A 25,782-nucleotide genomic window follows, 5' to 3' on the forward strand; every position below is an offset into this window, starting at 1 on the left:
TGGATTGAACGAAGCCGCTGACGCGGCAGATGGGTGGCCGGTCCCATACGCATCTCAGGATTGATCCGAGACCTCACCCAGGACGTGGCCGGACCTTGCCTGCCTTGCCTGGTCGCCCCCGGTTCTTTCCTTCGCGCCGACCAGGCTCCGTTCCGATGCCGGCTCATTGTCCTCGAGCCCTGCCGCCACCGGAGAATATTTCCAGAAGGCCTGTCAGGCTGGCAACTGGGCATCTTCCGCTTGTCTCTGACTCCCGTCGATGAGGACGTTCGAGGCCAAGGCTGGAGACGGCAAGCTGGGAGTCATGTCGGGCGGCGGCGCGATCAGCAACGGGATCGCCGTCAGCTTCGGGGACCGTCCCGCGCGCTTTCCCATGAATCGGGAGATACCGATCTTGATTGCGATCAGCACGGGCGCGGCGACCACAAACAGCAGCGCGACTGCGTTGAACGCTGTGTCGAAGGCGATCACGGTGGACTGACCCGTAACGGCTCTGCCCATTAGGATCGCCGCTGCCCGGCCGGCTGCAACGGAATCCATTCCCTTTGCCGCGAGCATGGCTGTGGTCGTCGCTAGACGCTCGCTGACCGCGGGAACGCCCGCGGTGACGTTGGCGCCGAGCACCGCGACATTGGCGGCGACGTTATTCTCGATCAACGTCTGCAGCCAGGCGACACCCATGAGGCCACCAAACTGGCGACCCGTGTTGAAGAGGCCTATGCCGGATGCGAGGTTTTGGTCGTTGAGCTTGCTGAAGGCGATGAGGGTGATAGACAGGAATAGGAAGCCGAGGCCGAGGCCACGCAACAGGATGGCCGGCATCATGTCGTCCGCGCCGCTCTCGATCGTCGAACCGGACAGCATCCACATCGCGACCATGATCATCAGGATTCCAAACGGCACCGTGGCGATCGGAGGAACACGGCGGACCTGCATGAGGAAAGCAGCGATGAGAAGCGCGCCGATGAAAAGCGCGCCGCTCGGCAATAGGAGCAGGCCGGCGTCGGTTGGCGTCAATGCAAGGACGGACGCGGCGAACGACGGAATCAGGAACGCGCTCCCGAACAAGGCGGCGCCGGCGACGAAACTGACGATGAACGCGAAGGAGAAATCCTCCGACCGGAACAAGGTGAAATCCAGCAGGCCCTGGCCTTTGGCCATCGCCTGTTGGCCGATAAACGCCAGCAGCGCGGCCGTGCCGATCACTGTCAGCCACAAGATGCGGGATTCCTCGAACCAGTCCCATCGGCTGCCCTGGCTGAACACATAGGTGAAGCAGTAGAGTGTGGCAGACACGAGCGAGAAGCCGAGCCAGTCGAACGGTCGGCGTGCTACTTTGACGGGCGCTGGGCAGTCCGCGAGCAGCAGGAGACCGGCCGCCGCCAGCGCCACCGGGACTGCACTGAAGAAGATCCACGTCCACGACTGGCTGTCGAGCAACCAGCCCTGAAGGGCGGGGGCAATCGTCGCGGGGGCAACGACTGCACCCATTGCGAACAGGGCCTGGAGGATCGGTTGGTGGCGTCGCGGATAGGCAAGAAAAATGATCGCCTGCCCCGCCACGAGCAGGATGCCTCCAGAGAAGCCTTGCATCACGCGGAGCAGAACCAACAGGTCCAATCGAGCCGTGATCGCGGCAATGGCGCAGGCTGCGCCCATGACCAGGGCCGAGCCGACGATCAGGCTCCGTGGGTTCATACGGTTCATCAGCCAGGCCGCGGCCATGAACCCGATCAGCTTCGGGGCGGTATATCCAACATCCAGCCAGGCGAACTCATCGGGTGTTGCATAGGTGTCGCCGATGATGTCGCCGCGCCCGAGCGACAGGACCGTGCTGGCGATCGCCTCCGTCAGGGTGGCGAGCACTATGCCCGCGACGAGAAGCGTTCCTGTCGCGGGTCGATCGAGGCACGGCGTGGCGACAAGCGCCGCGGTCACGAGCCGCTCCCGTCATCGATATCGACACGCGCGGACAGGCCCGGGACGAGGCGGCCAGGCAGTGGATTGCCGACAAGCCGGATCTTCACCGGAACGCGCTGGACGACGCGCACGAAATTCCCTGTCGCATTGTCTGCGGGAAGCAAGCTGAAAGCAGACCCGCTGCCGGGTGCAAAGCTGTCCACCACGCCTTCAAATGTCGCATTCGGATAGCCATCGACGGTAACACGCACATGCTGACCGGCCCGGATATGTTCGATCTGCGTTTCTTTGAAGTTCGCCACGACCCACAGATCGTTGACCGGAACGATATCGAGCAAGGAGGCGCCCGGCGCCACAAGTCGGCCGATGCGAACCTGGCGGTTGCCGACGACGCCGCTGACCGGGGCACGTACCACTGTGTTGTCGAGGTCGATTTGAGCGAGTTCCTCTGCGGCCCGGGCTTGCGCTACGGCGGCTACGGCGGCTTCGCGTTGGGCGTCGAGAACAGCGATACGCTGCCGCTGTGCTTCCAGTGCTGCTGATGCTGCCTCCACGGCCGCTTCGGCCCTCGAGCGCGCGGCATCGCTTTCATCAACCTGGGCCTGGCTCACTGCGCTGCTGCGGATAAGTTCGCGGCGGCGGTCGGACGCCTTTGTCGCTAGGTTCAGCTCGGCCTCGGCCGCACGCATCTGGGCTTCGGCCTGCCTGATTAGGGCATGCTGAAGCAGGACTTCGGCATCGACATTACCGAGGCGCGCCTGGGCGGCTTCGACATTGGCCACGGCTTGTGCGAGCCGCGCGCGGTAGTCGCGATCGTCGATCTGGAACAGGACGTCACCGGCTTGGACGGCTTGGTTGTCCCTGACCTCTACCGCAGTGACGTAGCCCGCAATCTTCGGCGCGAGCCCGGTCACGTCCCCGCGGACGTAAGCGTTGTCGGTTGACGTCTCGTCTGAACGTGCCCAAGCCCATCCTGCACCTAGGACGACCACGGCTGAGAGGCACAGCAGCAAGCCGATCGTCTTTTTCCTGCTATGTTGCGCCATGACGGCCTCCGGTAATAGACGTTACCATTGACGTTTACGGTAATAAGCGTTACCAGTCAAGTGATGCATTGGAGCGAATGAATGGCTGCGGCTGTAAAGACCACGCGGCGCAAGGGCCGACGGGAGGCCCTTCTTCAAGCGGCCGCCGAGGTCTTTTTTGAACAGGGCTACGCCGCGACAAGCATCGACGCGATCATCGAGCGCGCCGGCGGATCGAAACGCAACATCTACGATGAGTTCGGCAACAAGGAGGGCCTGTTCTCCGCTATCGTCAAGGAAAGCGCAGACAAGGTGCTGTCGCCCCTGGTGATCGAGGAAATAGAAGGCCACGACCTGCGGGCGACGCTGACGGCGTTCGGCCGGTATTCCATGGATGCCTACATGTCGCCCACCTTGATCGGCATCTACCGAATTGCCGTCACCGAGGCCAACCGCTTCCCCGATCTCGTGAAGTCGTTCTACGAACAAGGGCCGGGTCGGACCACGGTCCGGCTCGCCGAGGTCCTCGAAGCCGCCAGGGAACGAGGGGAAATCCACGCGGATGATTGCTTGCGCCTGGCCGGGCACTTTGTAGGCATGATCCGCGACAACCTTCATCTGCAGGTCGTTCTCGGCCTCCGGCCACCGCTGTCGGAGAAAGAAGCGCAGGAGGCGGTCGCTTCCGCCGTGGAAATCTTTCTGAACGGCGTTCGACGCGGCCAGAAGTAGAAGGGCAATCGTCGTCATCAATGTCGAGCCGTAGGCCGAGGGGTCCGGCGGAGTGTTGCGTTCCACCGACAAGCCTCGACGATTGTATGACTTGCGGGCCTCATGAACGATCCGCCTCACATCGTCGGCGCAGACGTTGTCGTGCCGCATCAGCGGCTGGACGATAGGATCGTCCAGCATCTCTTCGAGTGTTGGTTCGAGATTCACGGGGTCCATAATCTCTTCCCTCGCCGGTTTGGCTTGCGGGGCGGGTTTTCACTCGCAACCCGCTGAAGCATCCCAGGGGACGGTCGCAAAAACAGCTCGCGCGCCCCGTCCACTGGTGTGGCCTTCAATGACATCATCTGGCGTTGGACTTGGAAGGTATCTGCGCCTTGCGGCCGCTCGAAAGCTGCATGATGGCAATCGTCGCCACGCAAAGCCCAACCAAGACGTGCGTCCACATTTCCGCCTGCGCCGATCCGAAGCCGAGCAGAAACGGGGCGGCTACTGCCCAACACCCCAAGGCAAGATTGGACCACTCGGCCCAGGCTCCGTAGCGGTAGAGCGCCACGGCAGAGCAGCAAACAATCAGCAGGCCGACGATCCCCGCATTCCAAGCCGCGGCAGGCAGCTCGGTGAGCGCGAAGGCAGCGCAGGTCAGACCTGCGCCCAGAACGAGGTTGGTCCACTCCAACCCCTTGCTCGGTACTTCACTTGTCATTTTAATCTCCTTTTCCAGTCCGGCTCCGTACCCAGGCCATCAATGTTGGGGGCGGCGGGGTGCGAGGAGAATGAGGCGGTCCCGCGCAGCAGCCTAGTCTACGCAGGCATCTGTCGGGCGATGCTAAGGTCTAGTGCGGCTGAGCGCGGTGCTGGCGGATAATATCGAAGCGCCTGGGGTCACAGCTTCTTGGGCGTAGGGAAATTCGCCTTTCTCTCTGTCGAGCAATGCTCCTGCTCACAGCCGTCGGTCGGCGAAAACAGGGTGATCTTTCCACAGGTTTCCAGCCAGGAAGCCGGCATAGCCGAGGTCATATACGGCTTGCATATAGCTGGCGTTGAAAGGATCGAGCATCGAATAGGGGACTTGAGCGTCAATAGTCGCAAGGTGAAAACGTGCCCCGGTCAGTTTGGCGTAATTGTACAGGATGGCCAGTTCGCTCTGTGTCTGGGACTTGAGGAGAATAGAATATGCTCTCGCGATCACAGCCAACGTTCTGTTCTGCGTGGTGGCGAATTCCGGAATGAGCGCGTTGTTTACGATCACATGGAAATCGACAGTTTGGCGTTTCCCCAGCACGAGAGGGTTCGTGCTTGCCAGAATTGCCTGTGGAAGTATCAAGACTTGCGACGTTGACCCTCCATCGGAATGCATTTCCTGGAAGCGACGCCCTCCTGACTTGGCTTCGATCATCACCGCCGGATAAACGCCGGGGATACTTGCCGACGCTATCACAATATCCTGGAACAGCTTCAGCGCGTCCGGTCGGCCGCTATTGGCGATGGCGCCCATGTTCCACACGACTGCACGTTGGGTGTCGAGATTGGTCGTGAGGACGAGGAGGCGGCGGCCTTCGCGATGCTGAGCCGCAACCTGCTGCAGGATCGCGGGTGTGATGAAATCCTCGACTATCCGCCTCATTGGCGTGGATCTCAGCAAGCTCGATCCGATCAAGCCCACGGGAAATTTGGTTGCGACAAGATCGTCGGCGACGCCGCTCGTAAAGAGATGCACCAGGGTGTCGTCATGAGCCGATCCGAGGAACGCGAATGGCGCGATCAGGGCGCCAGTGCTTACGCCGGTGACTACATCGAATTGCGGGCGGGTCCCGGCTGCGCTCCAAGCCGACAGCACGCCGACGCTGAAGGCGCCTCCCGCACCGCCGCCGGAGATCATGAGGACATCGAGGCCATCCGGCTCGGTCGCCGGCGACCAGTCGCGAACGTCGCCTGCGGCGACTCGAGCGTCGCGATATATCCGGATCTCGCCATAGCCGGCGATCGCAGCCTTCTCGGCTTCCGTTGCGTCAAGGGGTCTGTCCATCTCGGCGATCCGGGGATCGCATCCTTGGAACCACACGACGGTCGCAACCACTGCTGCCAGCCCAACAAGCACCGATATTTTCACAGAGCGCAAAACGGATCTCCAACGTCTGACTTCGTGACCGCGGAGCAAGTTCGCTTATCCGATGGCCGCGGGTCTCTGACGCCTTGGTCCAACGAGTCGTTTTCCGGCGACGAGACTCAGTTCTCATCAGGCAGGCATCATGCTGTCAGCGCGACATCACCCCGTCAGCCTTCCGCATAGGATGGAGCTCATCTCGCCCGACACGACGCCGGTGATAAGCCCCCATGGAGCATGGCTATATGGGGGCCCCGGTTGTAGTCGATTGGTTCAAGGATGATGGCCGGCACTACCACGGTAGGTCGCCCGCAGCGGTGACGGTAGGGAACCGCAGTTTTATCCGCTGTGGCAATGGCTCCGCGCGCGCGTCCATCGTCTGAAGGGCGCGCCTGATGCCCGGAATGCCCGACAACTCCAGCGCACCGGACTGCACAACGAAGCAGGCGCCGAGCGCAAGGAGATGGAGTGTTAATGCGGCTTTCATATTTGGTACCAGGTCAACGCGGCCTGCTCAAGGTGATTGCGGCTCCGGTGAATGCGTCTCGTTCGGGGCAAAGGAATGCCTCGACCGGACGCGAGGGCGGTTAGTATCCCTTCGGCGGAACGAAGAGGCAGATCGTCTTGCTGTCGTTGGCGCCGGCCACCGAGCACCAGTGATAGACACCATCGGGCGAGTTTTTCACCCGGCTGTCGCTGTAGGCGACGACCTCGCCGGTTCCATTGATGACATAGCCGTGCGGGCGCTCGCTGATGGCCCTGTCGCTAACCTGGCGGCAGTCGATGCCGGAGCAGCACGAGTAGGGATAGCTCCAGCCCAACGGCTTGGCGGCTGTGGGCAGCGCTTCATGCGCACTGACCTGACACGCCAGGAGGATCGGTGCGGAGAACATGGCGGCGACAAGGGAGGTGCGGTGCGGCGGCATTCGGTTCGAATTGTGCATTGTTTCCTCCATAAAGGCTTGTAGACAGTACAGAGGAGGATGCGCCGGACCGTCACGCCAATGTATTCTACAGGAGTCTTTATGATGCGATGCAAAGGTACAGGATACCTGCGCCCGCCGCTCGTGAAACCAACCACGATAGGCACTGTACAGCGGGTTCTGGCGCCGCCGCCGCTCACCGCGATGGCGATGCCCTGCTCCGAAGGTGAATGACATAGGGGCGGGAACCGACGGTCCGCACACCTATACCGAGGTTTAGATCAGACATTCAAATTGCTAGGTCCGACCACCCTTTGTCGTGTTGCGTTGCCCGCCGCGATACAGGTACGCAAGACCTGACGTTAGAGACTGCGATCGGCGGGGCATTGCTGGCTGTCGGTCGCCGAACGAGTTCCGGCGGCGTCGCGTGAGGTGCAGGTCCCGGTTGACGCGTGACGGAAGCGGGGTTGATACTGACCGCGTGAAAGCCAATTCGTGTCCAGCAGATCTCCGGAGGCGAGCGTAATGGGCGTGGCAACTTCAGGTATTGCAGAAAGTCCCGTAGCAATTGTGATCGACGATGACGCAGCGGTCCGCGACGCGTTGGAGGAGTTGCTGAATTCGGTCGGCATCGACACGATATCGTTTTCCTCTGGTCAGGAAGTGCTGGACGCGACGCTGCCGGACCGCCCGAGCTGCCTTGTTCTCGATGTGCGAATGCCGGGTCTGAGCGGCCTCGACCTTCAGAATCTCCTTGCAAGCAAAGGCATTCGGACACCGATCGTCTTCTTGACTGGTCATGGCGACATCGCCATGAGCGTGGAGGCGATGAAGGCAGGGGCAGTAGATTTCCTGACCAAGCCGGTGCGGGACCAGACGTTCCTTGACGCAGTGTCGACAGCCATCGCCACCGACGTGGCACGAAGAGCAGCGTCGACCGCATCCCGCAACAGCGTGGCTCTCTATGAGACCCTTACGCCCCGCGAGAGGGAAGTACTGAAGCTTGTGGTCTCCGGTGCGATGAACAAGCAAATAGCATCGGATCTCGGTATCAGCGAAATCACCGTAAAGCTCCATCGGAGCAACATGATGAAGAAGATGAACGCAAGGTCCATCTCCCATCTCATCAACGTGTGGCACTCGTTTCCAGCCGACATCCGCTGAGCGACAAATGGGCAATCAGGCGCAGGGGCTCCGTAACTGAGTTGGATTACGGCCGCGACAGGGAGTGGGACGCAGAGGCGGTCTCAAGAGGCCTCAGATGGAGCTGACGTCAACGAAACAACGCCGCGCCGCGGCATTGGCGATCGGAGCTGCGAGCGTCTTGCTGGCATTATTCGTCGATGAGCCATACGTTCTGCTGGTCGCCGTTGCAGTCATATGCATCTGCATCGGCTGGGAGGCCGGCTTGGTGGCCGTTGCCTCGGCCGGTCTGCTTTCATCCGTGATCCTGTTTTCGCTGGAATCAGGGGCCATAGGCGGCGCGGTCAGGTTGGCGGTGTTTGTCGTAGCGGCGTTAGCCCTATGGTTCGTGATAAAGATTTTCAGGACCATGAGCTTCTATGACCGGGTCTACCAGGGCGCCGGACCCAACATTGCCGATATTCCGGGCCTCGGATGGTCGGCCTATCCGGATGGCCGCCTTCGCTTCGTCAATCCCGCGGCGCTCGAGTATGTGGGTGTGACAGCCGATGAGATGCGCCGAATCATGGATGGCGATGATTATCATTGGACACAGTTTGTCCATCCGGACGATGTCGAGGCGAGCATGGCGCGATGGCATCACAACCTAGAGACGGGCGAGCCTGTGATCGACGAGCAACGTGTGCGCCGGTTCGATGGGACTTATCGATGGTTTCGCGACACCGCGGTTGCTTCTCGCGATGAGCACGGAAGGATTACCGGCTGGTATGGCCAGATGGAGGACATCGACGACCAGAAGAAAGCGGAAACAGCGTTGCGCGAGCGTGAACGTGAGCTGCGCCTGCTGGTCGATACAGTTCCCACCATGATCTGGCTGATGACGCCGGCCGGATTGCCGTACTATTTCAACAAGCGGTTCCTCGACTGGGCGGGCATCGACGCGGTCAAGGAGGAACCGCGAGGCACGCGGCAATTCGCCTCGCATGTGGAGTTGTTCCATCCCGATGACCGGGCGGCCGTCAAGGCTGTGTTCGAGAAGTCCTTTGCCCGTGGAGAGCCACTCCAGCACAAAGGTCGGCTGTGCCGAAAGGATGGCAAATATCGCTGGATTGATTCGCGCTTCGAACCGCTACGCGACGAAGACGGCACTATCCTTCGCTGGTACGGCGTCAATTTCGACATCGACGACGAGGTCCGCGCCCAAGAATCCCTTCGTCTGGCGGACGAACGGCTCGCGCGCGCCTTGCGCGCCGCCAGCCTGTCCGAATTGTCGGTGTCCATTGCGCACGAACTCAACCAGCCGCTGCAGGCAGTCGTGGCCAACGCCGGCGCGTTCCAGAGATGGCTGACCGCCGATCCGCCAAACTTCAATCATGCCAGCCGGGTCGCCCAAAAAATCATCAGAAACGCCGACGCGGCGGCGCAGGTAGTCGCTCGCATCCGGGCGCTGTTCAGCAAGACCGAAGGCGCACCGCACGCGATCGATCTGAATGTAGTGATCCGTGAAGTATGTGATCTCCTGGGCGACACGCTCACATCGAGCGGCGTCAAGCTGGACCTTCACCTCGATCCCCGCCTTCCTGCGACGACTGCCGATCAGGTTCAGATGGAGCAGGTCGTCCTCAATCTCGTCCGCAACGGCATCGAAGCGATGCAGAACGTCAGCATCAACGTGCGAAGCCTGCGGATCGTGTCTCGGCATCAGAATGACGGAACAGTCGAGGTCGAAGTGCGAGACCGCGGCCGCGGGTTTAGCAATCCGGAACGGATTTTCGAGGCGTTCTACACAACCAAGCCGGATGGAATGGGAATGGGCCTGGCAATCTGCCGCTCGATTATCGAAGCACACTACGGACGACTCTGGGCGGAAAATGTCGAAACAGGGGGGGCATCCATAACCTTCAGCATTCCCATCCGCGCTGCCGACTCGATCCATACGATCACCGCCGCGACAGCAGATTCACGAATGGGCGCTTTCAGAGATTGATCCGGGAATCGGCCACTGACTGCCCGATCTCGATGAGCGTGCTGACCAGAATGTACAACATCCCAAAAACGATTGCGACGCCCAGCACTGCCGGGAGATCGGCGCTGGCAAGAGCCTGGACCGTGTAAAGACCCAGACCAGGCCACCCGAAAATGCGCTCGACAACAAGCAAATTGCCGAAGAGAATGGGGATCTGCAATCTGAGCATGGACAGTGGGGCCGTGGCGGCATTGCGCAAACCGTGGCGCAACAGCACCTTTGTCTCGCTGATACCCTTGCCACGCGCCGTACGGATGTATGGCTGCCTCATCACCTCGTGGAGCGCACCATTCAGGCTTCGCCCAACCGCGACGCCGATGGGCAAGGCCAGCGCAAGCGCCGGCAAGGTCATGTGCAGCAGCGCGTCGAGGCTGACTTCGGGCCGGCCGACCAGTATTCCGTCGATGACGTTGAGCCCAGAGGGGCCTGCGAAGTCGCGGTAGGCAAGCCGACCCGCTCCGGGAAGCCAATCGAGACGGAACCAGAAAAAGTAGGCGAGAAGCAAGGCTGCCAGAAAGATCGGCGTTGAGCCTATCCCCACTATTGCGAACCTTATGCCGCCCGATCCCGGAATCAGGAACTGAAGCGCCGCCATGACGCCGGCGAGCGCCACTCCCAAAGCGATCGACGCCAGTCCGAGTTCAAGCGTAGCGGGAAGATATTGCCGGATGTCGTCAGATACCGGCTTGCGGGTCCTTACCGACGTCCCCAGATCCGCATGCGCAAGGCGCAATAGAAAGCGCCCGTACTGAACGAGGACCGGGTCGTCCAGTCCGAGGTGCTCACGCATTGCTTCAACCGCTTCCGGCGGAGCGCTGGGCCCGGCAATGGCCCGCGCCGGATCGGCGGGGATAATGCTTTGGAGACCAAAAACAATGAAGCTCATCACCAGGAGAACGACGACCGCGCCGACGATACTTTTGGTGAGATATACCAGCACTACGCCCCCCTCAGCGCGGCGCGAATGCCGTCGCCCGCAAGGTTGGCGAGGAGACAGAGGAGAAAGATGATCGCGGCCGGCAGAATCGGCAGCCACCAATGGACCGTGAGACTGTCGAGGGTGCGCGACGTCATCGCTCCGAGTTCAGGCGCCGGTGCAGGCAGTCCAAGGCCAAGGAACGACATCAGCGACAAAGTCATGACGATGTTGGCGACATCCAGCGATGCTCCGATGAGCAAGGCCGGGACGACTCCCGGCAACAAGTAACGCAACAGCAGGCGTGGACCCCGGACCCCGGCGATACGCGCCGCCTCGACATGTGGACGGGCCTTCAGGCGACGAATTTCATCACGGGATATGCGCGCATACCAGGGCCACCAGACAATGGCGATCGCGATCATCGTGTTGCCGAGCCCGGGGCCAAGCGAAGCCACGACAGCGAGCGCGATGAGCGATGCTGGAAGGACCAAGAACAGGTCGACGATCCGCTGGATCACCAGATCGACCTTGTCGCCCATCAGGCCTGAAATCAGTCCGACCATGGTGCCCACAGTGAGACTGAATCCGATAACGGCAAGCGCTGGCAGCCACGTATATTGAGCGCCGAGGATGACGCGCGAGAACAGGTCGCGGCCGATCTCGTCGGTGCCAAACCAATGTCCAGCTGAAGGCGGCAGGTAGGCTCCAGCGACGCGCAGCTGCGGGTCGAACGGCGTGATCCAGGGCGCCAGCACGGCCACAACGGTGACGACAGGCACGCCGATAATACCGACGCTTTCAAGCCCCCCGGCACGCCGGAAGAAATCGCGCCAGTTGAACCGAGGCCGCGCAGGCAGCGTGTCCGGGCTTGGCCTTTTGGTCATCGTCCGCCTCCTGGCTGAAGGCTCGGCATCGCCGCGACGAGAGACCGCGTGTAGGAGGATTGTGGTGCGGCGATGATGGCATCTGGATCGGCAATCTCAACCAACTCGCCATCCTTCAGCACCGCGATACGGTCGGCGATGATCCTGGCGGCCGCCAGATCGTGGGTGACGAACAGCATGGCCATGCCGAGCCGCCGTCGAAGGTCGCTAAGAAGGTTCAAGGTGGTGGCCGCCAGCGACACGTCCATGGCGCTGATTGGCTCATCGCACAGCAGAAGCCTTGGGGGGACGATCACCGCGCGAGCCAAAACCGCGCGCTGGCACTGCCCGACCGACATCTCGGCCGGCAGCGCGTCCATCAGGACCGGATCGAGGCCGACCAGCTTTATTGCCTCTCCGACGCGACGGCGACCGTAATCACTGTCCGGCGAAACGGCACGCAGGCGCTCACCGATCTGCTCGCCGATCGTGAGCCACGGCGTCAGCGACGCCACGGGGTCTTGAAAGACGACTTGCGGAGGAAGCTTGTCGAAGCGTGTGACGGTGCCGCCCTCGGGGACCACAAGCCCGGCAGCAATCCTCAGTAGGGTAGACTTGCCGGCGCCACTCGCGCCCACCAGGGCCACGCACTCGCCAAGCTTGATTGAGAGGTTGACCGACCTGAGAACGGGCTGCCGTTGACGCCGTCCCCAAAACGATCGGGCGCCTGTCGGGTATGTTTTTCCGATATTGGACAGCCTCAAGGCAGCGGTTTCCTGGATCGCCTGGGCCGGCCATGGTTTTGCATCGGCGCGCTGCGTTGCGAGGAATGCGGTTTGTTCGTGGTGAAGGCAGGCGACTGCGCCACCATGGACAGAAGCAGGCTCCAGCGGTGGCCGGATCGCCGTGCAATCTGGCTGGGCGATCGGGCAACGTGTAGCGTAGGCGCAGGCGTTCTCAACATTTATGGAATGTGTGCGCTCGGACGGGAGCGTGGGAAGCGGGCGCCGTCGATCAGAGTCCAGATCGAATCGAGCGGCGAGAAGGCCGGCGGAATAGGGGTGCGTGGCATTGCGGGCAACGTCCTGCATGCGGCCCATTTCAACGATGCGTCCGGCATAGAGAACGAGGACGCGGTCGGCCAGTGATGCCGCCACGGTTAGATCGTGCGTAACGAACAGAATTGCCGTCTGCTGATCGCGGGCAAGATCGCGCAACAGGTCGAGAATCTGCGCCTGCATGATGACGTCGAGCGCGGTGGTCGGTTCATCGGCGATGAGGAGCTTCGGTCTTGCCATCATCGCCATGGCAATAAGCACTCGCTGACGTTGCCCCGCCGACAGGCGATGCGGAAGCGCATCGGCGATGCGTTCCGGATCAGGCAGGCCGGTTCGGCTAAGCCAGTCTCCGATCGATCTGTCATCCCCCCCCTTAGATTCTTGCATCTGGCGGCGGATCGTCATGGTGGGATTGAGTGCACCCATCGGATCTTGCGAGATGGCGCGGACGAGGTGGCGGCGGGCCGACTGCCAGGTGCGCCTTCCCGCGCCGACAAGCTCGATCCCCGCAAGCCGGATCGAGCCTGCAACCTGCGGCAGATATTCGCGCGGCAGTAGCCCCTGAAGCGTCAACCCGATGCTTGTCTTGCCGGAGCCGCTTTCCCCGACCAGCGCGATGATCTCGCCCGGAAACATGTCGAAACTGATGCCATCGAGCACGCGGGAAGGACGGCCTTCGCGGCTGAGAATGACCGAGAGGTCTTTAACGGCGAGGACTGACCCGGTCACGGGTTCGGACATTCGGTGCGAAAGCTTGACCATAAGGGACGAGCCTGCCCTGGTTCTGGAATTCAGGGTCCCCAGCGAACGGTGGCGAAGTCGATGTTGCCGGGTGGGTTCACGGGACGGAGTCCAAGGTCCTTCAGACCCTTGGCGTGGACAACCACATCGTTGACGTCGACAAGCGGGATGACGATGCCGGCATCGAAATACATCTGCCCCGCTCTCTCGTAGAGAGCGTCGCGTCCTTTGACGTCGATCAACTGCCCGGCCCGGTCCACGACGGCATCGGCTTCCGGCAGCACCTGCCCAAAAAAGTTGAGGGAACCGTTCCTTGTGAAGAAAGCCCTGGCCTGGCTCTCCGGATGAGCGGCGTCCGGTCCCGCGATCGTGAGTAGCAAATCGGGAGGGTTTGGGTCGTCTTTCAGGGTGTAAGCAGCGCCGGCGGGCAGCACGTAAGCCGTTGCCTTTACGCCGATCAACGCCAGTTGCGCTATCATCAGGTCGGCGATGCGACCATAGCTTGGGGCCGCGCTATAGAGGCCAATGGTCAAGTTGACCCCGCCATGTCTGGCGATCGCAGCTTTCGCTGCCTCGAAGTCGGTCGGAAACCGGATCGGATTCACTGGGTCGAGCATCACGTTCGGATAAACCGACCTCGACACGCTTGCGAACTCTCCAAAGGCGTCCTTGACCCACAGCGCCGGGTTGATCGCTGTCAAAACGGCCTTGCTGACCTCCGCATCGTCGAGCGGCGAGTTCGGCTTAACGAAGAGATAATACGGTATCATGCTCGGGGCGGCGGTGATCTCCAGACCCCCCGGCAGGCTGGTGAGTTGCGCAAACGGATAGTCGATCGGCACGGCATCGATCGTACCGGCCTGCAGTTGAAGTATCTGCTGGCTGATATCGGGCACGACCGAAATCTGGATCTGCCGGAAGAACGGTTTGTCGCCCCAGTAGTCGTCGTTGCGCTCGAGCACATAGCGCTGACCGCGTTTGAATTCAGCCAGTTTGAATGGACCCGTTCCGGCCGCATGCTCATTGAGCCAGGTCGTCGCGAAATCGCCGTTGTCATGCTCGGCGAGCGCTACCGGACTGATGATCTTGGGCCCCCACGGACTGGAAAGGGTATCAAGGAACGACGGCTGAGGATGACCCAACGTGAGCACGACCGTCGAATCGTCGGGCGCCCTCATGTCCTTCACGTTGGCCAGGAAGTAGCTCAGGATCAGTCCACCATCGCGGCGGCGCTCGAACGCCTGTATGACCGCCGCCGCATTGAATGGCGTGCCATCATGGAACTTGACACCGTCGACCAGGTGAAAGGTGTAGGTCAGTCCGTCGTCCGAGATCTCCCAACTCTTGGCGAGCAGACCAACGATCCTGGTCGAACCCGGCTCGTAGTCGACGAGCCCTTCATAGACATTGTTGATTGCGCTGATCCCGCCGACCTCGAACCCGTTGTCCGGATCGAAAGTGCCGATATCTGCCACGTAAGGTATGCGCAGCACCTCTTGCGCGTAGACCGGCGCAATCAAGACCAGCAAACCGAGAGCGAATCCCAGCATGCGCAGTCCGAAGCTGCGTTTGTAAGATCGTTCGGTCCAGTACGCGTAATGCTGCATGAAGGATTTCCCGTTGGCCTGGTACTTCACTAGCGACTGCAGGAAGGCCACCCCCAGTCAATTCTTGGCCAACGAGGCATTTAACACTCTTGTCCAACCCAGCGTCCCACCGATGCCGTCAATATCTTCTCGCTGCGCTCGGCGTCGATGCGGACACACAGATAATCTCGCCACGATACGTCAGCCCGCCGATCGCGGTCTATGAGCATCAAGCAGAGGTTACCCTATTCCCAGGGTATAGATCGCGACCCCGCCGGACAGGCATGTGGACCTTGCAAGCGCGGATTCACACAGAACGCGTTGCACCCACATAGCGCAAATCGCCGACCTCGAGGCAGCGAAGGATGGTATCAATAGTGCGAGGAGCTGCTTGCCTTGATCCCCACCAGGCATGGCGACAGACCCTCGAAGAACTCCAGAACCCGCCTACGCGTCAGCTTTCTTCGGATCACAACCTCGTCAGCTGCATCTAGGCCGTGAACCTGAAAACTGACTTCGCGATATCCGGACCAATCCTCGTAAATTGCGAATCTTGGCTCTCCTCCAGCTCTGGTCCAGCGACTATAGCCGCAAGGCGAGGGAGAGCCCAGGTGATCTCAAGTGATCTCAAGTGGCAGATCGCAGCGTTCGTCGAGTATTACAACCCTGCCGAGCGCGGCGACATCATCACGCTGGAAAGGAAAGAGATCAAACGCGAAACCATCAGGAAACGCCCCTTGCTTCATCGAGAAGCGGCCGCCCCTGATGACTGCTCATCGACGGCCTCCGGGTGCCACCGCCACCGGCTCGCCCCGGTACAGGCCGGGACCGGTGATGACCAGCTCGTCGAGGAACCGGTTCGCCGAGACCAGCGCAGCGTCGGTCAGCCGGCGGGAGTGGGCGAAATCCCAGAGCGCGGGCCAGGCCACGACCAGCGCGATCGTTCCGCCGGCACCGTCGTCTAGAACTGTCTTAACGGACCGACTGGAAAGCATCAGTCTTAACTTTCGCTGCGGCACCTCAGACCCCAAACACCTTCATCACCTCGTCCCCGAATTGGGCGCATGGTCTCCGTCCAGTGATGTCACATAAAGAAGGAAGAGCCACAGCTTCGGGTCTGTCGACCTATTTCATGTGCCCGCACCGGCCCAACCGCTTTGTGCGTGCTGCAAAAACAACAGTGCTTTCCGACATCTTTTCGTCAAGCGGTGGCGCGCGGATAAACGCTGAGCACACGCCCGACGAACGTACTGAACTCGGTCATGTAGTTGCGCAAGAACTCCTCCGTTGATTTGGAACCAACCAGGCCGTCGTCGGAAATCAGGTCAGGTGTGAACTGGATGTAGGCCTCGATGGCATTCATCATAGGCGAATTGCAGAAGCTCAGAATACTCTTCAGATGCTGTTGGCCGACCGCTGTGCCGATCGCCCCTGGAGAAGTACCGATGATCCCAGAAGGTTTTCTGGTAAAGGAGTTCTGTCCCCAGGGCCGGCTCGCCCAGTCGATGGCGTTCTTTAGGCCGCCAGGGATCGAACGGTTGTATTCCGGCGTTACGAAAAGGATCGCGTCGACAGCCGCGATACTGGTCTTTAGATCCCGCGCGACCTTTGGATAGTCGGCATCGTAGTCATAGCTGTAGATCGGCAGCTCACGGAACGCGATCTCGTCCATTTTAAGCTCGGCCGGCGCTAGTCGCACCAGGGCTTTCGCTAGTTTTCGATTGAGCGACCCCTTGGCGAGGCTGCCGACAAAATACCCGACTTTGTAATTGGACAAAGTTTCCTCCTGACTTGATGACCTCAACACCCCCAGACGGACGGGGCCTCTTCACACCAGACGACCGCACGGTCCCAGCCCCATAATGCTCGTCGCTGCGCGTGCCGCGCGGCAGACCAACGTTACCGATCGCAGGATCGACTGCGGTTCCCGCCGTTGTGCCGCCTTCGAACAAGAACGGTGACGCGGCGATGCCGGGTAGCGGCCCGTCAGGTCCTCGGCGATTGCCTGCCCCAGAAAGCCGCTACTCCTGGTAATTAGTACGGTTCCCCGCGGGGCGTCTTCCATCTGCATGCATTCTCCGGCTGGGGGATCAGGACGAGCGCTCCGGGCGCTGCGGTGCTTCCTTTAGCGATAGGTCTGACAGGTCTAGTCGAGAATGCTCCAACCCGGCGTGCGAGCCTATCAAACGGTAGGATCGGTTAGACAATACCAAGGTATGGGGCGATTCTAACCCCACTTGAGGGTGCGACGGTGAGCGCTCGACCGGGTGGAGTTGGTCAGGGTCTCCGGTTTAGCTTGGAGAGCCGTTCTTGAGGCGCACGTCGCGGGACCTTTTTGAGGTCTGCACGGTTAACGAAGGCACCGCATTAGGGTCATTTTGGGACAATTATCGCGAGGCCTGCTGGACATCCGATATTCGCCAGAAAGGGCGTTTGATTTCGACGAGTTGGCGACGGGGATCGCCGGCCTTCACTCTGTCGCGGATGAGCGCAACCAAGTCCGCCTTAACAGCCGGATCCGACAAGAAATAGCTATGGCCGATGAAGCCGCCGCCGCCTGAAAACTCGATGAAATCGACCAGCCCTCCCATCTGAGACCCTGCCCATTTGGACGCCGCCTCGCTTCTGTTCTTGGGAAGCCTTGCGACAGCGAGCTGCCCCAGCCGCAAGGCGCTGCCGAAGAGCAGCGTCGATGCCCCCAACGCTTTGTCCCCGGGAGACGAGTAAACCGTGAGATGCATAGCGCCTTGAGGCGGGAACGTGCTTGGACTTGATTTGCTGCCGAAGGCAAGGTCTGGGTCCGATACCCACGCGAACAACTTGGAAGAAGCCACGTCGAGATCAATATCGGGAGCGAAAAACACCGCGTTCGCGATCTTGTAGCGCTGCCAAAGCGAGGATCGGCTAACATAGGCTTCGATGGCGAGTTGCTGGACCACACTTGCAAGCACATCGGTTCCGCGGCTATGCGCCAAGAGGTGAAGCCGCTCGACACCCTTAACTTCGGCGATGATGCGAATGGCTTTCTTGAAGTCCGCGACTGCAAACTCGCTCGACTCGCGGTCGATGTTGTAGCCAAAGAACAAGCCGCCGGAACCCCCACCAGGCCATGTCAGGACAATGCAGACAAACTGGTTCTGCAGCGACCTGCAAATCTCGCCTGTGGCGAGCGCGGCGTCGTCGAAGCCGTTGCCGTATCCGTGAATAAAGACCACGACTTCCTTACGATTGGCTATTGCGAGACGACGAGCGACTTCGGCCTGCAGCGATGCGGCAGCCTGTTCATGGGCCGCGACCGCCGTCGGCGTGCGGCGTAGCCCGTTCGCGGTCGCCACGACGCCGTAAGGTGTCGCCGGAAACCGTCCAGTCTCGGAAATAGCACCGACACGCAACTCACTTTTGCTGGTGGGAGAGTTGCGTGTCGGGGTGATCGAAACCGATCCGAAGCTCAAGAATAGGGCTCTTTCGGCACCGTAAGACAACGTGCTGTCCGAAGCAGTTACAGGTGCCCGGTCGGTAATGTAGAGGAGGTCGAAGGCTCCAGAACTCTGGCGGGACCGAATGGTCTGAGTGCTTTGCAACGCCGGCGACTCGGTAACGGGCAGCGTTGCAACCTCCGCGCGCTGCGTGGCACAGCCAGCAAGGGAGACAAGCAAGAGGAGCCCTGCCATTGCCCTACAAAAATTTATTGATCCGACCTGTCCCATGGAAGTGTCAACTTAATGAAGCATAGCGCTTCTGGAGAGCCTCTTGCCCGAATTTCGTCGCCACACGCCACTGATTTGGCTACGCCACGATTTTCCGCTTGACGAGTAGAAAGCAGCATTTCTCGACAAGTTGACAACCCCCTTCCGGTTCAGGGCTCAACTTGTGTGAGCGGCGCGATCATACTAGGTGCGACCGAAACAGGAGTGGCCAACATCCAATTGACCGGCATTCATCATCTGACGGCGATCACGGCCAATGCCCTCGCGCGCTTCGATACCGAAACGCCGGGCCTGCGTCTGGTCAAGAAGACCGTCAACCAGGACGACACAAGCGCTTATCGCCTCTTCTACGCCGACGACAGACGACGCCGGGCACCGATCTCACCTTTTTCGACTGCACGCCCGACGTGCAGGCGAGCCGCGATTGGGCCGCACGACTTTCGGAGTTCCACGTCCCCAATTCCGGCGAGATCGAGCGCTACTATTTCCGCTCGCTCTATTTCCACGAGCCTGCCGGGAGTCTTGTTCGAGATCGCGACCGGCGGCCCGGCTTTCACAGTTGACGAGTCTTTGGAAAGCCTGGGCGAGAGGAAAGCGGTTTTGCAACGGGTTGCACCAAGTTTGCCTGCCGTAAGGTTGGGGCGCTCGGCTAAGGTGCCAATTGGTGCCAAATGAACCCGCAATCCATCTACATGCAGCCCACAATTGTTCACTTTGGCACCGATTTGCGAAATGTTAGGCGCGATCTCTAGCGTCTTATCTGTTTGAGATTACTACAATTTTCTCGCAGCGCCTTAGACGTCATGGAAAGGATTCAATCCTCCGAAGGCAGAGGTCACAGGTTCGAATCCTGTCGGGTGCGCCAATAAAATCAAAAGCTTAGTTGGGTCCAAACGCACTTCATAGCGCGGCAAACTCACCAAAAACTCACCAAGAATTGGAGCGCCGCCTCGTGTTTTCGCGGGTTTTTGCGGCGGTCCACCTTGCTTAGTCAAACAACCTTACCAGATCGGCCATCGGCCGAATTAAGCACGTCGACCGATCCGGAAGGGAGAGAAGCTTTCCCGCTCGTAGAAGTTCACGCTCATCCTGGCCTCTACAGTGACGGCAATTGATCCGCTCTTGCCGCGAACCCCGATAAAGCGTGTGAATCGGCACTCAGGATTGACCCCAACCGAGAGGTGACAAGTAAATGACTTTGCTGGCGAATTCGTCGAGCCGGTGGGGTCATCATCGGCGCCGATCGTGACCCCATTAAGTTTCCGTTTCGTATTTAAAGATCAAGGGCTTATCCAACCCAGGTAGGGAGTTACCCTTCGATGCCGATTCACAAAGCGCGCCGGCTCAAGGATTTTCATTTTGCGGTGGAGGAGAAGATCAAGGATTCCTGGCCGCTGCGGAGCTGGGGCATGGGATCGAGATACGCTAGCGCCCAAGCCGACCCGTGTTGGATTCGTCAGCAGCCGATTGCCCCCGCGATGCGGGTTTGGCCGCGCTTTTGTTCCCGGGCAAGAGCAGTTCCCGGAGCTTCCTCCCAAAGCTGGCACCCACAATCTGCTTCTGGTCGGACAGGCTGATCATCAGCTTGAAGGCGTTCAGATACCGCGCGTAGTAAAGTGGCAGCGCCTCTGTCCGGTCCAGCCGATTCTTTAGCAGTTCGGCCAGCGAGATCAGCGCTTCCTTGAAATGCTTCTCTGAGACCTTTGTCTTGTATTGCGCCATGAAGTCACAAAAAGTCCCGTAGTCCGGGACATGAGAAGCGCTGAGCGCGGCAGCCTGGTAGAGTATGTCGGCCTGAACTTCAGGCACTGCGTAGTTCGTTGTCCATCGGGCAACGGATTTGCGGCCAAGAGCAAGGTCCAGGTAGTCGATGCTTCGCCGCGCCGAAACGTGCCATCCGCAAAAGCTGTCGGCCCGCTCCTGTCCGAATGTCAGCAGGTAGTCCAGGGCTGCCAAAGTTCTGTTGTCATTGCTCGGCGCATGTATCCCGTCCTGCCTCAGATCAACATAAAAGTTAGACTGTTTGAACGCGTCCAGCGCTTCCAGAACATTCTCCGGAGCGTAGTGTCGGTAGAGCCGCCGCGAAAATATCGGATCGCCATCGACCTGTTCACGGATAATTTTTCCGTACCCAAGAATAAGGGCCTGCTTGGTCTTATGCGAGCCGCCGGATTTCCAGTACGCCTTCCAGGCCTCCTTATCGACGCCGTGCTCAAAGCGCAGAAACGTGTTGACGAGCAAAGGAACCTTACCAACCTCCTCCAGGCCGAGCACGACCAGCGCGGCGGCGCGGGGAACTCTGTCGTTTCGGCAAAGAAGCAGCGCCTCCTCAAATAGGCCGAGGCCATTGCCGAGATAGGTTGTGACGGCCTCGGCCACCTCGTTTCGCGTCATGACGCCATCCCGCCGAATAGGGGCGCGCCCCTGCGAAAGCCATGCGATGATTTCTTCTTCGGTCATAAGCTACTGGTAGCAGGGTCCGCCCGGTTTCACAGCCAAATACTGGGCCTCTAACCGTCTGACTCCTTCTGGCAGCTTCAGCATCTCTGTGCATCGCATTTGGAATTATATGGAAGAAACAATCACATACGAGTGCCCAGTTTCATCCTCTCCGGCGCGCCATCTCCCGTCGGGGTCCATTCTGGACACATAGGTTACGGTTTATACCGGAGACATAGGTAACACTTTCGGCCCGAAAGGGTTTTCGAGTGGTTCGAGCCTGTATGTCTCATCGTTGGCAATCAGCTCTTACAGAGGTGAAGCATTCCGGTTCTTCGTGATGGCAACAATTATTCGAATCAGGCCTCCGCAATGATCCCGGGCCCATGCAAGATTATCACAACTCGACAAAGTGAATAAGCCACTTGTCATCCTGAAGATGAGAATGCGATCGATAAATATCTGTCCCGCGCTCAAATCGGTCTTGCCAGAAAGTAACTACAACGGTCTTTCCATCTCGGCTTCGAGGCAGACCAACTCCATCTCGCATTTACTGGATATGTCCCATATTCAGCAAAGCAGTCTGTGTGCAGGTCCATCTTTTACTCATTGTAGCCTTAACCCTCGTGAATTTTTCGAATTTAGCCGACCGCGACCACAGCAAAGTCTGCATCCTGCTTTACTGTTCTCAAAGTCTGCCCCATGCGGCGGCGAGCATTCTGTAAAGCGTCCACGAAATCATCCGCAGCAAGGCTGAGGCTTTCTGGAGATTGAGCACTCGCGATGTTCTCGGACGTCCATTCATGGTTCAGCTGTTTTGCAAGGGCGTATATTACCGCACGCCCGACTCGGCCGATCATTGTGCGCTCGGCAAGCTCCAACGCCATTTTCCGCATGAATTCAGGATCAGGCGATGCTGCGTACTCTAGCTCTAATTGGAGTCGCATAGCATCAATGGCGGGGTATCGCATGTTAACGAAAAGCTGCGACGCGTCTTGATAGAACTTTGCGGCCTTTCCCTTGAGCCCTTTTTCCTCAATCTGAGCGTCGTCGCGCAAAAGCATAATCTCGGGAGCCTGCTCAGCGTTGAGCGAAATCGATGCACGTTTGGAACCCAGGGGCACGGCCACCAAATCGTCAAGCGTCAAGCGCGGTGTCTTACTTTCATCATTCGCCTTAGTACCCTGACGATCAGGCCGAAAGCCAACACCTTCGCCCGGACCAACTTCCAGGCTTCCCCCCGGTTGAATACGAATACTTGGCGCTTTCACTCGAAGCGAGTTCAGCAATTTTTGCAGCTCGTCTCTTATCTCCTCAGTGCTCCCGGAATCTGCAGGCGCAAATGAGTTAATGATTTCGATCAACCAGGCCGGACGATGTTCTCGCGCAAGATCGCAGAAATCTCTCGCATCGACTTGTCTCTGATCACCATTCTTATATCTCAAAAACTGTCGATAAGCTTCAGGCCTAACGGGATAATCATCCGGGAGTTCGACATGAATAGAAATATGCTTTGCCCCGAAAGTCACTCCATACAAGGGAGCATCTAAGGTCCACTGCCTGCTTCTTTTCACCTCGTATGACTCGCTTTTATGTACAATAGAGCACAAACTCACATCTGACGTGATAGCGCCACTAACCGACTTGTTATGACTGGTGCCCACAAGGGGAGGGTCATAAAAGTAGTGAATTGTTACCCCTGTAGACGTGACAATACTTTCTGACTGCCCCATAGGGAAAGCTCTATCAGGAATGGTTCGAAAGGACCTTGCGCCATCAAGTTTGTGCGTCCCCGGCAAAAAGCGGACAACCAGGCCCTTCGGAAGTCGAAAAAAGCGATAATAAAGGTAATCAGCAAGCCATTGCCCTGTGACCACGGGATTTGCATCATATGGGTCCTTGACAGTATCTTGCTCCACTCGATTGCCGAACAGTACCACTTCGGTCCAGTCTGCACTCACGTCAACCGATTCAGACGTCACAACGTCGGTGACATCGATGACCTCGTCCCAAACCCCGGGAGCGCTTTCACGCCGAAGGCGCCCATATATACCCTCGCGTTCACATAGAATTACTTCGCTCACCTTCCCGGACTTGCATGACCGATATCTGAGACCAATTTTGTTGGAAGGGAGCGATGCTACTTTGGCGCCCATTCCAAAATTCTCGTCGAGACCTTTAACTTTCCCAATAGATGCGGCAAGATCGCAAACCCGATGAAGCTCCTCGCTGGACATTCCGGGCCCGGTGTTCCAGATGCAAAGTTTCTGTGCCCCACCCATGTTATAGCTTCGAATCTCGATCAGCTGAGAGCCGATGGGCGCCTGAAGCGCCGCCTCGACGGCGTTCATAAATAACTCTCGCACCATCATAGTTTTTGGACAGCGCTCAATAGTGCTGGCAACTAAGAACGGCTCGTCGGCCACTCTCAACGGCGCAACTTCCTGCAGACCTATCATCCGAGTTCCCTTCAGCTAACGCGAGGATGGATCTTGGAGGCCCCGATGCTGGGCCTCCAAAGCTAATGTCTTAAGCTGCCGCCAAAGCGATCCGAGCTTCGGCACTACGCCGAGGGGGCAACTCCAACCGCCAACGGATCATATCTCCTAGTATCGGATAGATGTCATTGTGCTTTGCACCAAAGCGCATAAATCCAAGCTGGTGACTACCAAGATCGCGATTACCGCTTTCTTCCGATGGAAGATAAGCTTCCAGCCCGTCCAAACCATTGCGCATCCGTTCCTCCGGCGTGAGGGTGTAATATTGCCACATCGGATTAGTATGGCTGAAATCAACGTCAGTCAGCCGCGTTAGCAAAACGTCGGTTAGTTCATCGCCATCAGTCGGCTTGCGGTTGCTAAAGCTAAAATCGAACACGAGCTTCGCTAGAGCTTTCAAAACAACTGGCTGAGCAGCCACGGTCTTTTCGCGAGCGCGCTCCTCCCCAAATCCCGGAATTGCCTGTATAGCAGTCCAAAATCGATATGCTAGGTCGGTTTTTCCTTCAACCATCGACGGATTAGCACCGCTAATATTTGTTCGGTTCAAAAAAAGTATAGCGTTAACACCCACGACATCTTTTCTAGGCAACCCCCCCTCGTCGTCCTCCCAGGCTTTGACGTCATTTTCAATAACTTGAAGACCAAGGGCGTCAATAAGCCTTTCTTTTATAAACAAATTAACAGGATTTGAGTTATCGAACTGTAGTGCTAGATTTGTATCAACTTTCTTTCCAAGTCGATTGAGGTCGTGAAAAAGCTGTCTCTCTTCGTCTGGGGTCAACCCGAGATGAACCTCAATAAGAATTGTACAATATGTTCTCGCAACCTCGAAGCATTCTTCCCACACTTTCGCATCATCGGCATTGAGGGCGTCCCCATCCGAAAACCCAAGGAGGTTTCCTTTCTTGGGGTACTGGCGTGTGGCGCGTACCTGCTCAAGAAAATCAAACACGATCTGCATTGCTTTACGCCGATGCTGGCCATCGATTACCCAAAGAACATGTCTCTGTGCCAAAAAGACCTTAAACGCGGCGGTTTCCTCAGTCCGTTGATCGACCATTCGATCACCGCGAATGTCCGCTCCGCGCGGATTACAATTGCGGATATTAACAACCAGCGGCTGTACGGCCATATAGGGCTGCTTACCCAATCGCCTCATCATATCGAGGAGTGGAGCGCTCGACTCCTTTTTGAGAATTTCTCGGCGTTCTATTGCTGCCGAAACTAAGCCCTTGAGGATGTATATTGCTAGCTTGTGGGCGTGTACTGGGTCCAATTTGCGCTGCGCAACCGTATCGCCATCCCGTCCGGCATCATTCGCAACTTCCGACATCGCAAAAAACTCATGCATTGGCATCTGCATCAAGAATGTTCGATTGCCGAGGTTGTGGCCGATGAACACCTTCATCGGTTTTTCCGAGGTGTCCCCCGCTTCAAGTATGTCATCGAGTGTCCCGAGAGGGGCAGGCAGGCCATTTTGCGACGGGATCATTTTTTGCTTCCTTTGCTTCCGATCCAAGCATGAATACACCGCTTCTCAGGAAAAACAATCTCCCTGGGAACTTTTTTTTTGGCTTCGGGATAAATTATCGACTTCCCAGGGGCTTTTCTCCGCAGCCAATCAGAGTGACCCGATCGCTTTCAATCAAAGATTAGCTGGGTGGGTTGATCGGGCTACGATTCTGCTTCGGCTGCAGCCGGTTGCCGTCCTCATGACCCCTCCGATACGCCGCCACAATGCCAACCGTCTGCCGTTCGGCCAGGCGTTCCAGCTTGGTGATGGCATGGCGGCCGAGGCCAGGAGGGGCTGGAACCTCCAGCTGCCCATTGCCATGTGCGGCAGGATCGACGCCGTCAAAGGCGGGAACAGATGGCGGGCGATCTGCTCGTCCTCATAGCCGACGAAGGCACCCGTAGCTCGGCTGGATAGAGTGCATCGCTCCGAAGGCAGAAGTCTGAATCCTGTCGTGTGCACCAAGCTTGCGGTGTGCCGATCCTCCTATTTCAGCCATACCTCGCAAAGCCGGACGTCGAATCCAGTCCCGCCCTCCCATAACGATCGCCTTCAATCTCATCGATGCTCTGGAACCCAATCCGC

General features: G+C 58.8%; 19 protein-coding genes and 1 pseudogene. 6 read left to right on the forward strand and 14 right to left on the reverse strand.

Annotated features, from left to right (window positions below; translation table 11 throughout):
* Positions 1-213: 213 nt before the first annotated feature.
* Positions 214-1,938: a DHA2 family efflux MFS transporter permease subunit gene (locus NMG70_RS11770; RefSeq protein ID WP_254024675.1), complete on the reverse strand. Its 1,725-nt coding sequence runs from the start codon at positions 1,936-1,938 to the stop codon at positions 214-216.
* A complete protein-coding gene (locus NMG70_RS11775; protein ID WP_254024676.1) occupies positions 1,935-2,966 on the reverse strand; it encodes an HlyD family secretion protein in 1,032 nt (343 codons plus the stop codon). Before NMG70_RS11775 ends, NMG70_RS11770 begins: the two co-directional genes overlap by 4 nt.
* A gap of 81 nt (positions 2,967-3,047) precedes the next feature.
* Between NMG70_RS11775 and NMG70_RS11780 the strand changes: the two genes are divergently transcribed.
* Positions 3,048-3,674, forward strand: coding sequence for a TetR/AcrR family transcriptional regulator (locus NMG70_RS11780; protein ID WP_254024677.1), 627 nt, complete (start codon positions 3,048-3,050; stop codon positions 3,672-3,674).
* 340 nt (positions 3,675-4,014) lie between these two features.
* Here the strand turns inward: NMG70_RS11780 and NMG70_RS11785 are convergent, their stop codons facing one another.
* From NMG70_RS11785 to NMG70_RS11795, 3 genes are all read right to left on the reverse strand, one after another.
* Positions 4,015-4,377 carry an SPW repeat protein gene (locus NMG70_RS11785; RefSeq protein WP_254024678.1) on the reverse strand — a complete coding sequence of 121 codons (363 nt, stop codon included), beginning with the start codon at positions 4,375-4,377 and terminating at the stop codon, positions 4,015-4,017.
* A 237-nt stretch (positions 4,378-4,614) separates the two neighbouring features.
* Complete coding sequence (locus NMG70_RS11790) at positions 4,615-5,700, reverse strand: patatin-like phospholipase family protein (protein ID WP_254024816.1); 1,086 nt, start codon at positions 5,698-5,700, stop codon at positions 4,615-4,617.
* A gap of 665 nt (positions 5,701-6,365) precedes the next feature.
* On the reverse strand, positions 6,366-6,722 hold the full coding sequence (locus tag NMG70_RS11795; RefSeq protein ID WP_254024679.1) for a hypothetical protein: 357 nt from the start codon (positions 6,720-6,722) through the stop codon (positions 6,366-6,368).
* Positions 6,723-7,226: 504 nt separating this feature from the next.
* Here NMG70_RS11795 and NMG70_RS11800 point away from each other — a divergent pair.
* Positions 7,227-7,865, forward strand: coding sequence for a response regulator transcription factor (locus NMG70_RS11800; protein ID WP_254024680.1), 639 nt, complete (start codon positions 7,227-7,229; stop codon positions 7,863-7,865).
* A gap of 97 nt (positions 7,866-7,962) precedes the next feature.
* Complete coding sequence (locus NMG70_RS11805) at positions 7,963-9,831, forward strand: PAS domain-containing sensor histidine kinase (RefSeq protein ID WP_254024681.1); 1,869 nt, start codon at positions 7,963-7,965, stop codon at positions 9,829-9,831.
* Here NMG70_RS11805 and NMG70_RS11810 read toward each other — a convergent pair.
* The 4 genes from NMG70_RS11810 to NMG70_RS11825 all read right to left on the reverse strand — a co-directional run bounded on the left by NMG70_RS11810 (position 9,821) and on the right by NMG70_RS11825 (position 15,109).
* Complete coding sequence (locus tag NMG70_RS11810) at positions 9,821-10,810, reverse strand: ABC transporter permease (RefSeq protein ID WP_301555153.1); 990 nt, start codon at positions 10,808-10,810, stop codon at positions 9,821-9,823. The genes NMG70_RS11805 and NMG70_RS11810 overlap by 11 nt on opposite strands.
* Complete coding sequence (locus NMG70_RS11815; RefSeq protein ID WP_254024683.1) at positions 10,810-11,673, reverse strand: ABC transporter permease; 864 nt, start codon at positions 11,671-11,673, stop codon at positions 10,810-10,812. Before NMG70_RS11815 ends, NMG70_RS11810 begins: the two co-directional genes overlap by 1 nt.
* Positions 11,670-13,439 (reverse strand): oligopeptide/dipeptide ABC transporter ATP-binding protein, encoded by a 1,770-nt coding sequence (locus NMG70_RS11820; protein ID WP_254024684.1) that lies wholly within the window; start codon positions 13,437-13,439, stop codon positions 11,670-11,672. The genes NMG70_RS11815 and NMG70_RS11820 overlap by 4 nt, the downstream gene beginning before the upstream one ends.
* A 62-nt stretch (positions 13,440-13,501) precedes the next feature.
* The gene (locus tag NMG70_RS11825; protein ID WP_254024685.1) at positions 13,502-15,109 is read right to left on the reverse strand and encodes an ABC transporter substrate-binding protein; all 1,608 of its coding nucleotides are present in this window, start codon (positions 15,107-15,109) and stop codon (positions 13,502-13,504) included.
* A gap of 539 nt (positions 15,110-15,648) precedes the next feature.
* On the opposite strand from NMG70_RS11825, the gene NMG70_RS11830 reads away from it, so the two are divergent.
* Positions 15,649-16,002: a hypothetical protein gene (locus NMG70_RS11830; protein WP_254024686.1), complete on the forward strand. Its 354-nt coding sequence runs from the start codon at positions 15,649-15,651 to the stop codon at positions 16,000-16,002.
* A gap of 236 nt (positions 16,003-16,238) precedes the next feature.
* Here the strand turns inward: NMG70_RS11830 and NMG70_RS11835 are convergent, their stop codons facing one another.
* Positions 16,239-16,814, reverse strand: a complete 576-nt coding sequence (locus NMG70_RS11835) for an NADPH-dependent FMN reductase (RefSeq protein WP_254022005.1) — start codon at positions 16,812-16,814, stop codon at positions 16,239-16,241.
* Positions 16,815-17,424: 610 nt separating this feature from the next.
* On the reverse strand, positions 17,425-18,744 hold the full coding sequence (locus tag NMG70_RS11840; RefSeq protein WP_254024687.1) for an alpha/beta hydrolase: 1,320 nt from the start codon (positions 18,742-18,744) through the stop codon (positions 17,425-17,427).
* Positions 18,745-18,957: 213 nt separating this feature from the next.
* Between NMG70_RS11840 and NMG70_RS11845 the strand changes: the two are divergent.
* Positions 18,958-19,419: pseudogene (locus NMG70_RS11845) on the forward strand (VOC family protein).
* 750 nt (positions 19,420-20,169) lie between these two features.
* Here the strand turns inward: NMG70_RS11845 and NMG70_RS11850 are convergent.
* The 3 genes from NMG70_RS11850 to NMG70_RS11860 all read right to left on the reverse strand — a co-directional run bounded on the left by NMG70_RS11850 (position 20,170) and on the right by NMG70_RS11860 (position 25,092).
* Positions 20,170-21,204: an AbiV family abortive infection protein gene (locus NMG70_RS11850; RefSeq protein WP_254024688.1), complete on the reverse strand. Its 1,035-nt coding sequence runs from the start codon at positions 21,202-21,204 to the stop codon at positions 20,170-20,172.
* A gap of 620 nt (positions 21,205-21,824) precedes the next feature.
* Positions 21,825-23,642 (reverse strand): ATP-binding protein, encoded by a 1,818-nt coding sequence (locus tag NMG70_RS11855; RefSeq protein ID WP_254024689.1) that lies wholly within the window; start codon positions 23,640-23,642, stop codon positions 21,825-21,827.
* A 70-nt stretch (positions 23,643-23,712) separates the two neighbouring features.
* A complete protein-coding gene (locus tag NMG70_RS11860; RefSeq protein ID WP_254024690.1) occupies positions 23,713-25,092 on the reverse strand; it encodes a DNA sulfur modification protein DndB in 1,380 nt (459 codons plus the stop codon).
* Between NMG70_RS11860 and NMG70_RS33255 the strand changes: the two genes are divergently transcribed.
* On the forward strand, positions 25,079-25,582 hold the full coding sequence (locus tag NMG70_RS33255) for a hypothetical protein (RefSeq protein ID WP_436798373.1): 504 nt from the start codon (positions 25,079-25,081) through the stop codon (positions 25,580-25,582). The two genes, NMG70_RS11860 and NMG70_RS33255, sit on opposite strands and share 14 nt — an antisense overlap.
* Positions 25,583-25,782 lie beyond the last annotated feature (200 nt).

It is taken from the genome of Mesorhizobium ventifaucium (assembly GCF_935822925.1).
GTDB classification, from domain to species: domain Bacteria; phylum Pseudomonadota; class Alphaproteobacteria; order Rhizobiales; family Rhizobiaceae; genus Mesorhizobium; species Mesorhizobium ventifaucium.

What these genes read in the sequence shown, in the direction of transcription:
- NMG70_RS11775 (WP_254024676.1), bottom strand. Translation starts at nt 2,966, where the DNA reads ATGGCGCAACATAGCAGGAAAAAGACGATCGGCTTGCTGCTGTGCCTC.
- NMG70_RS11780 (WP_254024677.1), top strand. Translation starts at nt 3,048, where the DNA reads ATGGCTGCGGCTGTAAAGACCACGCGGCGCAAGGGCCGACGGGAGGCC.
- NMG70_RS11785 (WP_254024678.1), bottom strand. Translation starts at nt 4,377, where the DNA reads ATGACAAGTGAAGTACCGAGCAAGGGGTTGGAGTGGACCAACCTCGTT.
- NMG70_RS11790 (WP_254024816.1), bottom strand. Translation starts at nt 5,700, where the DNA reads ATGGACAGACCCCTTGACGCAACGGAAGCCGAGAAGGCTGCGATCGCC.
- NMG70_RS11795 (WP_254024679.1), bottom strand. Translation starts at nt 6,722, where the DNA reads ATGCACAATTCGAACCGAATGCCGCCGCACCGCACCTCCCTTGTCGCC.
- NMG70_RS11800 (WP_254024680.1), top strand. Translation starts at nt 7,227, where the DNA reads ATGGGCGTGGCAACTTCAGGTATTGCAGAAAGTCCCGTAGCAATTGTG.
- NMG70_RS11805 (WP_254024681.1), top strand. Translation starts at nt 7,963, where the DNA reads ATGGAGCTGACGTCAACGAAACAACGCCGCGCCGCGGCATTGGCGATC.
- NMG70_RS11815 (WP_254024683.1), bottom strand. Translation starts at nt 11,673, where the DNA reads ATGACCAAAAGGCCAAGCCCGGACACGCTGCCTGCGCGGCCTCGGTTC.
- NMG70_RS11840 (WP_254024687.1), bottom strand. Translation starts at nt 18,744, where the DNA reads ATGGGACAGGTCGGATCAATAAATTTTTGTAGGGCAATGGCAGGGCTC.
- NMG70_RS11850 (WP_254024688.1), bottom strand. Translation starts at nt 21,204, where the DNA reads ATGACCGAAGAAGAAATCATCGCATGGCTTTCGCAGGGGCGCGCCCCT.
- NMG70_RS11855 (WP_254024689.1), bottom strand. Translation starts at nt 23,642, where the DNA reads ATGATAGGTCTGCAGGAAGTTGCGCCGTTGAGAGTGGCCGACGAGCCG.
- NMG70_RS33255 (WP_436798373.1), top strand. Translation starts at nt 25,079, where the DNA reads ATGAACACCTTCATCGGTTTTTCCGAGGTGTCCCCCGCTTCAAGTATG.
- NMG70_RS11860 (WP_254024690.1), bottom strand. Translation starts at nt 25,092, where the DNA reads ATGAAGGTGTTCATCGGCCACAACCTCGGCAATCGAACATTCTTGATG.